This is a genomic window from Wolbachia endosymbiont of Madathamugadia hiepei (genome assembly GCF_013366855.1).
Taxonomy (GTDB): Bacteria; Pseudomonadota; Alphaproteobacteria; order Rickettsiales; family Anaplasmataceae; genus Wolbachia.
The window spans coordinates 1-1,192 of the sequence record NZ_WQMP01000195.1 but is presented as its reverse complement, the minus strand read 5'-3'; the positions used below and the strand labels follow the sequence as shown (position 1 = coordinate 1,192).

The following is a 1,192-nucleotide window of genomic DNA, read 5'->3' as shown; positions in this document are numbered from 1 at the left end:
AGTTTTCATATCTAGATTGATGATATAATAGGATTATTGTTATAATTTCAGAATACGTTATTGCGGGTATTCTTATAGGTTTTTTACCATTGGCTAGTAGTCTACTTGCAAAGTTCTCATCTATTATTTTACAATAATCATCTACAAAACAGAATAACTCTGTTATATTCTTATGCATTGGGTAACCTCCTATTGTTGCTAAAATACTGGAGTTTACCCTATTTCTCTCTCTACTCTCTTTCTAATCCATAGTTAGCGTTCTTAACAGAAAATTGCTCAAGTCGGCGGAAGTAATATCGGACTTGTTTACACGTTGCCGTTGAACGGGAAATTCATGCCTTAAAAGGATCATATACATCAGTTTCCCTAGGGTTGTTCTTTTTCAATTTTTTACTTAATAACCTCAAAATGGGCTGTAAATCATCATCAATTGATAAGCATAGTACTTCTTTATCAAGATAGTTAGCCAAGTGATTCTTCTTCTCCAGAATTTCTGCTTCTTCCGGTAAGTCACATTTGTTTAACACCACAACTTCCTCTTTTTTAACAAGATCACTATTGTAAAGCCCCAGCTCATTGTGTGTGCAATCATACGCTGAAATGACATCATCGTGAGTTACATCAATTAAATGCAGTAAAATTTTACACCTTTCTATGTGCTTCAAAAATTTATGCCCAAGCCCAACTCCAAGGTGAGCATCGGAGATTATTCCAGGAATATCTGCTATTACAATTTCGCTATCATCCACTTTTGCTACACCTAAATGTGGTCTTATCGTGGTGAATGGATAATCACCTACTTTTGTATCTGCATTTGAACAGCGAGTTAAAAACTTCGATTTACCTGCATTTGGCATGCCGATAATGCCAACGTCAGATAAAACTTTGAGTTTTAATAATACATATTTTTCTTCGCCAGGCTGACCGTAGGTAAAATGTCTTGGCGCCCTATTGGTAGAGGATTTAAAGTTAGTATTTCCGAGTCCACCTTTCCCACCTTGCACTACTTGGAATTCCATTTCAGGTTTATCAAGGTCTACTATCACCTCCTCACTTTCTTCATCTATTATTTGCGTTCCAACTGGAACTTTAAGTACGACATTTTTTCCCGCTGTGCCAGATCTATCTCTGCTTGCACCACTTTTCCCATTATTTGCTTTAATGTGTCTCCTATAACGAAAATTAAGCAAAG

Annotated in this window: 1 protein-coding gene and 1 pseudogene; both read right to left on the bottom strand. The window is 36.2% G+C overall.

Features of this window, described 5'->3' with window-relative positions; translation table 11 throughout:
- Positions 1-178, bottom strand: a pseudogene (locus tag GO685_RS05960) (IS982 family transposase); the annotation flags it as partial.
- A 154-nt stretch (positions 179-332) separates the two neighbouring features.
- A partial coding sequence (gene cgtA, locus GO685_RS05315) for an Obg family GTPase CgtA (protein WP_175937880.1) occupies positions 333-1,192 on the bottom strand: 860 nt, incomplete at its 5' end.